The sequence below is a fragment of the Cyanobacteriota bacterium genome, assembly GCA_027618255.1.
GTDB lineage: Bacteria > Cyanobacteriota > Vampirovibrionia > LMEP-6097 > LMEP-6097 > JABHOV01.
The window spans coordinates 1-8,264 of record JAQCFG010000071.1 but is presented as its reverse complement, the minus strand read 5'-3'; the positions used below and the strand labels follow the sequence as shown (position 1 = coordinate 8,264).

Sequence of the window (8,264 nt, the reverse complement as noted above, 5' to 3'; positions counted from 1 at the left end):
AAGCATGGCTTAACTAGACAGATCCATTAAATAAAGAGGCAAGTGAGCTTGCGAAACTTGCCATTGCGTTAAGATTAGTGTTTAAACCGATGCAGATAAAACAAAGAACCAAAAAGAAAGTATTTATTGAGACATTAGGTTGTCAAATGAATATGGCTGACACAGAAAGAATGTTTGGCATGCTCGAAGAGATTGAGTATTACCCAACAGAATCAATGTTAGAAGCCGACCTGTCGATTCTTAATACCTGTAGTATTCGAGAACATGCAGCAGCCAAAACAGCTAGCTATGTTGGCAAATGGGACAAACAGAGAAAACCAGGTAGTTTGATAGCCCTAACAGGCTGCGTAGCTCAACAAGAAGGTGAAAAACTTATCAAGGAGATAAGAACAGTAGACCTAGTTATAGGTACTCATAACTTGCATCGTTTACCAGATTTGGTTATTGAAGCAGAGAGTTTGCACGAAGAAGCGATTGCAAACGGCAGTAAAGAAGCCAAGCTCAATAAAGGCATATATAAAAGACCACAAGTTGCTGAGATATGGGAGGAGCTACCAGAACTAATTCCAGAAACAGCAGTCTCTAGAAAAACCAAACACTTTGCTTGGGTCAATATCATTTATGGTTGCAATTATAAATGTACCTATTGTATCGTTCCTAAAACTAGAGGTAACCAAAGATCCAGATCAATAGCAGAAGTGAAACAAGAAATTGAAGGTCTTGCAGCTGAAGGATACAAAGAAATAGTTTTACTAGGTCAAAACGTAGATGGTTATGGCATTGACATAGGAACCAATTTTGCAACTCTACTTAGGGCAGTGCATGAAGTAAACGGAATTGAAAGAATTAAATTCTTGACCTCTCACCCTTGTGATATGACTTATGAATTAATAGAAACTGTTGCTGAATTACCCAAGCTCGCAAAATATTTTCATATACCAATTCAAGCAGGTAACGATGAAGTGCTCAAGCGAATGGCGCGCCGCTACACCTTTGCAAGATATATGGAGCTGATTAATTATATTCGCAAATTAATGCCAGAGGCTTCTATTACAGGAGATATCATCGTTGGCTTCCCAGGCGAAACACACGAGCAGTTTATGGACTCTGTTAAGGCAGTCGAAACTATTGGCTATGACGCTTGCAACACGGCTGTTTATTCCCCGCGTCCATTTACGCCAGCAGCAACTTGGGAAGATCCAATCTCAGCAGCAGAAAAGAATGAGAGAATTAGATTTATAAATTCAGTCATCACAGAAACAGCTGAAAAACAAGCTCAGAGATTCTTGGGCACTATCCAAGACGTACTGATAGAAGGTCCATCAGCTCGTAATCCAGCTCGATTAATGGGTAGAATCTTTAGTAACAAAACAGTAAATATCGATTGTGATCCGGAAAAGCATGATCAATACATTGGCAAAATTTGCAAAATTGAAATCACCAAAGCCAATGCCTGGGCGCTGCGCGGGCAATTAGCTAAAGTTTTGGAATTAGCTTAAGCATAGCTAGGAACTTCTAAATTCTTCTTCTCTTCATTATCACTAAAAATTTTTGCATAAATCTTGTCAATATTTTGCAGATAGTAATCAGCTTTAAAACATGTCTCAATTTCATCTTCATTAAATATTTTCCTAATCTGCTCACAATTCATTACGAGTTTCTTGAAATCACCATCATCATTAGCCCAAGCTTCTTGTGCATAACCATCAATTAATTCTTTAGCCATTTGTCTATCCATAGATTTAGCAACCAACCTTAGAGTAATTTGATTAGCAAAAACAATTCCTCCATTCATATTTAGATTTTGATACATACGTTTGGGGTTAATCACTAAGCCCTTCATCGTTTGTGTCATTCTATAAAAAATAAAATCAAGCAGCTTGCATGCATCAGGCAAAATTATTCTTTCTGAAGCATTATGGGTTGAATCACGTTCATGCCAAAGTGCAATATTCTCCAAACCAACTGTAGTATAGGAACGAAGCACACGAGCCAAACCACAAACATTTTCTGAGCGCCAAGGACTGCGCTGGTGCGGCAATACATTATTAGCAGCCATTTTAAGCAAAAATGGTTCTTCAAGTTCTCTAATTTCTGGTCTTTGCAAATTACGAATTTCAATTGCAAGTCGTTCAACGATAGAAGCAATTACGGCAAGTTGATTGACAAACATTGCAAGCCTATCTCTTCCTATCACTTGAGTACTTACAAGTGCTGGTTTCAATCCCAAATTTGCGGCAGCCAGAGTTTCAATTTCAGTATCTAAATTAACAAAAGTCCCAGTAGCACCAGAGAACATCGCAACACAAACTTCATTAACTAGATTTTTGAGATAATGACGAGCACGCCTGATGTCATCATAGTAACCAAGCATCTTCAATCCAAAACTAATAGGTTCAGAATAAGTACCATTGACTCTACCAATACATACGGTGTTCTTATAACTAATAGCTAATTCTTTAAGAGCCTCCATAAACTCATACATGTCTTGATCCAAAAGTTGAGCAGATTCTTTGATGGTTAAACTCAATGCAGTATCTTTCAAATCAGAAGCAGAAAGCCCAAGATGTAGGTAAGCAGCTTCATCCTCACTCAAAGAATCAGAAACCGAATTCAAAAAAGCCGTAATATCTTGTTGACCACGCTCCTGCAATTCTTTGATTTTGGTAAGATCAAATCTTGCATTGTCTTGAATAGATAAAAAACTAGAACGTGGTATACGTCCAATTTGTCTGTAAGCTCCACAGACAGCAATTTCTACGTCTAGCCATTTCTGGTAAACATTATCGTCAGCCCAAATGAGCTGCATCTCTGCCCTTGTATATATATCTATCATTTGCTTGTGTATTTGCCTTCTGAGAGTACAATAATTACTCTATATATAGGCTTATCGGCAATCATGGGGTTAAACTTGAGTATTTCTAGGACTTAATTCAAGGACAGACCGAACATTAAAAAAATCTAAGGAATCTATCATTAAGAGCTGATTAAGATGTGCTATGATATATAGCTATACAGGTTATTCACCTAGGAAAGGAATAGACATGAAACACACAGCAGAACCAAAAACGGCTACATATGAAGCGATTTACCAAGATTTTATAGCTCAGGCTGGGCTTGAAACAAACGAGACAAATGTCGAGGAGCTGTGCAAGCGAGGCATCAAAAAACTCAAATTAGCAAAGCACTTTGCCAAAATAGATGATGATATCCTAAACCTATCACTAAAAACAGAAGCATCTATTAGCTTCTTTACGGGGATATTAAATCTAGAAGCCAAAAGACTTAGATTTAAAGAAGAAGCACTTAAATGCCTAAAAACAACGACCAAGAAGAGCAAGATCAGTGCAGCTTAGGGCCAGATAGACATCCTGCCAAACACTATTTTGCAAGTGATGTCGACACACAAAAGATTGGAACGGTGCAAAGCACTAGTTCCACCAGTAAAGACAAAGAGAACTTTCAAAGTAAATCTAATATAGAACTATTTAAAAACAATCCGGATCTACAGAGTTATTGGGATGCTTTCTTCAAAGACGACTTTATATTAGCTTCTGCTTTTGCAGAGAAACTGAGAATTAAAGCTAATACCCAAAAAGAGTTGGATTTAGCAATCAACCTAGCAACAAAGCCGTTACTTAGACAAGGCAAAATTAATCAAGCGAAAGAAACGATACAAGCAAGTGAAGGCAATCAAGGACTAAAACTATTTATTCAGTTTATTACAGACGCCAACCCTAAAGGACTAATCGAATTTGAGACAGACGACATTGATAGCTTAATTTACAAAGCACAAAGTATTTTGATTTCCAAAATTTATTGGGGAGAAAATTACTTAGCGAGGTTTACAAACTTAGCAGATCCTGAAGAATTACTAGAGCAGGTCTTCACGAGGTTACTTGCAAACAAACAATACGACAAAGCAATCTTGGCCGCTATTCAAGGCATAGAGCTAGGTCTAGAGGATCAAATACTAAGCCATGATATCCACCTACCAATAATTCACGAGCAATTAAATAACTTAATTGTACTTTCCACTAAAGCTAAATATCAATCAACCAAAGCCAAACTTTACTTACTGAAGTCAAGGATATTTAAAGATAAAGAAGCGGCAAAAGACGCAGAAATCCTATTCGGGCAAGATCAAAACAAAAACGGACTGGGCGAGACTTACATGTATTATGCCAAAGAACTAAATGAACTTGAATATTACAAAAAAGCATTGATCAATTTTGATCAGACAGATAATTTGATCGCTCAGGGATTTATCTATGAATCAATGGCGTCAATGGCACTTGTCAATGGTGAAGTAAAACATGCAAGTCAATTCTTCGATAAAGCAGAAGCGAAGCTCAATAACGGCGGGATTTTTGAGCATTATGGACTTGCAGTTCAGCGCATATCGCTATTTGCAATCAAAGGTAAATATCAAACTGTTAAAGAACATGTACATGCGTTAATTAAACCAACGGTACCAAGTTTCTTTGTAGCACAAGCCTATCAAATACTTGCAAACACCCTGATACAACTAGGGGAAGACACAGACACTGCAAAAGCATACATAGAAACTGCTTGTGAAATATTCAAACAACTGAATCGCTATAGTCAATTAATGTACACACAAAATGTTTATTTTCAAATCATGCTACTAGAAAATGATTTAGAAAAAATTGAAAAACTCGGCAATGAAATAATTCAACTAGCAACAAGGTTAGGTAATGAAGAAATTAAAGCTACCAAGTATCTTGATCTAGCATTTATAACTATCCGCCTAAGCCTTGAAGATTCAAATTTAGATAATGAAAAGATAGCCAACGCTACAGACTACTTTAATAAAGCGATACGACTCTATCAAGATCTCGAGAATGTAACCGGTGAAGCTGATACCTACCAAGCCATGGGCAATATGTTTACCGGAATAGGCAAGCTTGAAGAAGCGCTCAATGCCTTTCTTAAAGCCAAACAACTCTATCAACAAGAAAAAGCATTATTACAATCAGCAGTCACAGATACTTTAGTTGGAATATTAATGCTCAACTATGTTGTTCTCAACGAACAAACATATCCAATTGCCATGAGACATCTTGAACAAGCTCTATTGTATTTCAGTAGCGAGAATTTACTAGATCTGTTATGGAAAGCATTATTTTATTTGGCTGATTTGAATCATAGATACTATATAGAAAGACAAGGACAAGAAAATGAAGATGTCCTAAGAAACAAAGCCAAAACCTATTACCTAGAGATGCTTGTAGCAGTACAGGACTACCAGGAAGATGCACCTAATTTGCCAGGATCTAGTCAAGAAGGACTAGTAGGAATCACCATCAAAGACGCATTCAATAAGGCTTATCAGTTCTTTTTGACTATTGGTGAACAAGATACCGCAAACAAATTCAAAAACAGAAATCAGCTATAGAGGCTATGCTGTTTAACAAAGCTAAGCAAATAAGACGATACATAATATAACGCAAATTACCTATAAAACATATAGACTCCAAGAGTCTTTTTATGATTAGTGAAAAAACAATACAGAATAATTTTTCTGGCCTTAAGTCTTTGACGCTGGCACTAATCTTGCTATGTTCTATTGCTTTAGATGCAAATGCAATTATTGTTCGTATTAAAGACATCACCAAGGTACAAGGACTTAGAGATCATTATCTCGTTGGTTACGGATTAGTCTCTGGTCTTCCAAGTAATAGTGGTGACAAAAATTCTTTAGCTACAAATTTAGCTCAAATCAATATGCTCAAAAACTTTGGTGTCAACATCAAAGAATTTTTGGTCAATAACCAAATTAATGTAAACAATATCGATGCCAATAACCCAGGTCAACAAATTCTTGCTCAACTCAAACAACTCAACGGCGGCTCTGTAGGTAACGTAGCAGCAGTAATGATCACAGCCAAGGTTGCACCTTACTCTAAAGAAGGCGATCATTTTGATGTTGATATTTCTTCATTTGGTACATCACGTAATTTAAGTGGCGGCATTCTTTTACAAACACTACTCAAAGGTGCAGACGGGAAGGTCTATGCAGCAGCTCAGGGACCTGTAATCAGCTCAGGCTATGAAATAGAAGCCAATGGTTCTTTAGTGAGAGAAGGCTCTCCAAACTCAGGAAGAATTCCCAAAGGTGGAATCATAGAATATCCACTACCAACAGTATTAAATACAGCAGAAGGAATTACCCTTACAACTGACAAAATAGATTTTAGTACTACCAAGAAAATAGCGCAAGCAATCAATTTCTCTGCAATTAACAGAGAAGCAACCATTATTGATGGTAGAACAGTAAGAGTCAAACTAAACGGACCAGAAGATAATCCAGTATCTGCACTTGCAGAGATTGGTGATATCAAAGTAGACGCTGATAATGAAGCAAAAGTGGTGATAATGGAAAGAACCGGCACAATTGTAGTTGGACAAGACGTCAAACTCTCCTCTGTTGCACTGGCTCATGGCAATATATCAATCACTATCAAAACAGATAATCAAGTATCACAACCTAACGTAACTACTCTAGCCAATTTATCAAGTGTGAATAACTCAGGTAGTGATAATGAAGTTGATACAAATCTAGCAAACGCTGGAGCTGGAGATGAGAACTCAGGGGCTGGTATTAAAACTCAAAACTTTAGTAATTCAGAAATCAATTTAACCGAAACCGACACTAGATATATAGAAATGGCAGAAGCAACAAGTCTTGCTGATCTAATTAACGAACTAAACAAGATAGGAATCACATCAAGAGATTTGATTTCGATAATGCAAGCACTCAAAGCATCTGGGGCTTTGCAAGCGGAGCTTGAAATCATATAGGGAGACTATGATGAAACAGAAAAGACTACTAATTACAATTATAATATTTATAATTTCTAGCACATCAGTAAATGCTGAAGTCTATAAAACCGGTGTAGTTGAAAGTACCCCAATTCCGATAGTTGCTGAATGGCCTATCAATAATGAAACTCAAGTTGGTGAGCATTTTTCAGCAAGAATAACTGAAAATATTATGGGTAACGGAAATGAAATCCTAATACCCAAAAACAGTAGAGTAATTGGCACAGTGGTTAGAGTAGACAATGCTAAACTATTTAATAGAGACGGCAAAGTAGATATTCAATTCCAAAAAATTATATTTCCAGACAATGTACACAATATAAATATCAGTGCCGATGGCATGATGGTAAAACATAAACGGAGCAACTTACAAGTAGTCGGTAACGCCGCTGGTCAAACAGCAGGCGGCGCGATAATGGGCGCAGCAGTGGGTTTCAAGTTTGGTGGAGTACTTGGCACAAGTGGTAGTACCGCAAGTAATGTCGCCATTGGTGCTATCACTGGCGCAGGACTATCCTTAATTTCCTTTATCGGTAAAAAAGGACAAGAAGTCAAAATCAATCCAGGCTTACCAATGACACTTAATCTAATAGCCATGGAAGAGCAAGAATACAAAGAGCAGCAACTTAACGTAGAGCAAACATATATGGTCAATGGCAATATTACAAATTATAGAAACAATAAAATAGCAGTTGAAATTGAAAACAAAATGAAACATTCAATTCCATTGGGTAATCTCAAAATAGTTGATGGATTAGGTTACACGGTACAACCCAACTTTGCTTATGGCTACCACGACGAGAAATCTATTCCAGCAACCTCAAATGGCACTTATGAATTTGAATTTAACCCTACTACGCCTAACGCCAAGTATTGGTTAGTACTAACTGATAGCTTCGGTAAACAAGAATATTTTAGAAAGGAAATTAAATAATCATGGAAATCAATCCAGCTGTGCTATCTCAAGCCTTGTTGAATGGTGGTCGTTTAACGTCACTTGAAACCAAGCCACAAGCAAATCAAACAAACTTTGACAACAACTCACTACTAAGCCCAGAACAACAAAGAACCAAAGCTAAAGAAACTGCAGCAGACTTTGAAGCTATGTTTGTCCAGCTCTCACTTAAAGAGATGCGTCCAAAAATGGAAGGTGGTTTGTTTAACGACGGACTTGCCCAGGATGTTTTTTATCAATTTATGGATGAAGCCATAGCCAAAGAAATCTCACACTCAACAAACAATTTTGGTATTGCCGATGCGATGTTAAGACAAGGGCTTTAGCCCTTGTCTTAACATCGCCGCGTCGAAACGTAGTGGAGACGGGCATGTTTATATATCTATAGTTATTGTCTCATCGAAGCTTGACTAAACGAATTTTCAAAAAAGCAATCTTCGCAAAGTAGGAAGCTTCTGCGAAG

7 protein-coding genes are annotated in these 8,264 nt (G+C 37.3%); 6 read left to right on the top strand and 1 reads right to left on the bottom strand.

The window, feature by feature from the left end:
* Nucleotides 1–89 precede the first annotated feature (89 nt).
* Nucleotides 90–1,499 carry a tRNA (N6-isopentenyl adenosine(37)-C2)-methylthiotransferase MiaB gene (gene miaB, locus O3C63_08650; GenBank protein MDA0772997.1) on the top strand — a complete coding sequence of 470 codons (1,410 nt, stop codon included), beginning with the start codon at nt 90–92 and terminating at the stop codon, nt 1,497–1,499.
* Here miaB and purB read toward each other — a convergent pair.
* Nucleotides 1,496–2,836, bottom strand: coding sequence for an adenylosuccinate lyase (gene purB, locus O3C63_08645; protein ID MDA0772996.1), 1,341 nt, complete (start codon nt 2,834–2,836; stop codon nt 1,496–1,498). The two genes, miaB and purB, sit on opposite strands and share 4 nt — an antisense overlap.
* A gap of 208 nt (nt 2,837–3,044) precedes the next feature.
* On the opposite strand from purB, the gene O3C63_08640 reads away from it, so the two are divergent.
* From O3C63_08640 to O3C63_08620, 5 genes are all read left to right on the top strand, one after another.
* A complete protein-coding gene (locus O3C63_08640) occupies nt 3,045–3,356 on the top strand; it encodes a hypothetical protein (GenBank protein MDA0772995.1) in 312 nt (103 codons plus the stop codon).
* Nucleotides 3,311–5,419: a hypothetical protein gene (locus tag O3C63_08635; GenBank protein ID MDA0772994.1), complete on the top strand. Its 2,109-nt coding sequence runs from the start codon at nt 3,311–3,313 to the stop codon at nt 5,417–5,419. Before O3C63_08640 ends, O3C63_08635 begins: the two co-directional genes overlap by 46 nt.
* 92 nt (nt 5,420–5,511) lie before the next feature.
* On the top strand, nt 5,512–6,825 hold the full coding sequence (locus tag O3C63_08630; protein MDA0772993.1) for a flagellar basal body P-ring protein FlgI: 1,314 nt from the start codon (nt 5,512–5,514) through the stop codon (nt 6,823–6,825).
* A 7-nt stretch (nt 6,826–6,832) separates the two neighbouring features.
* Nucleotides 6,833–7,780: a hypothetical protein gene (locus tag O3C63_08625; protein MDA0772992.1), complete on the top strand. Its 948-nt coding sequence runs from the start codon at nt 6,833–6,835 to the stop codon at nt 7,778–7,780.
* Between the two features lie 2 nt (nt 7,781–7,782).
* Nucleotides 7,783–8,127 (top strand): rod-binding protein, encoded by a 345-nt coding sequence (locus tag O3C63_08620; protein ID MDA0772991.1) that lies wholly within the window; start codon nt 7,783–7,785, stop codon nt 8,125–8,127.
* Nucleotides 8,128–8,264 lie beyond the last annotated feature (137 nt).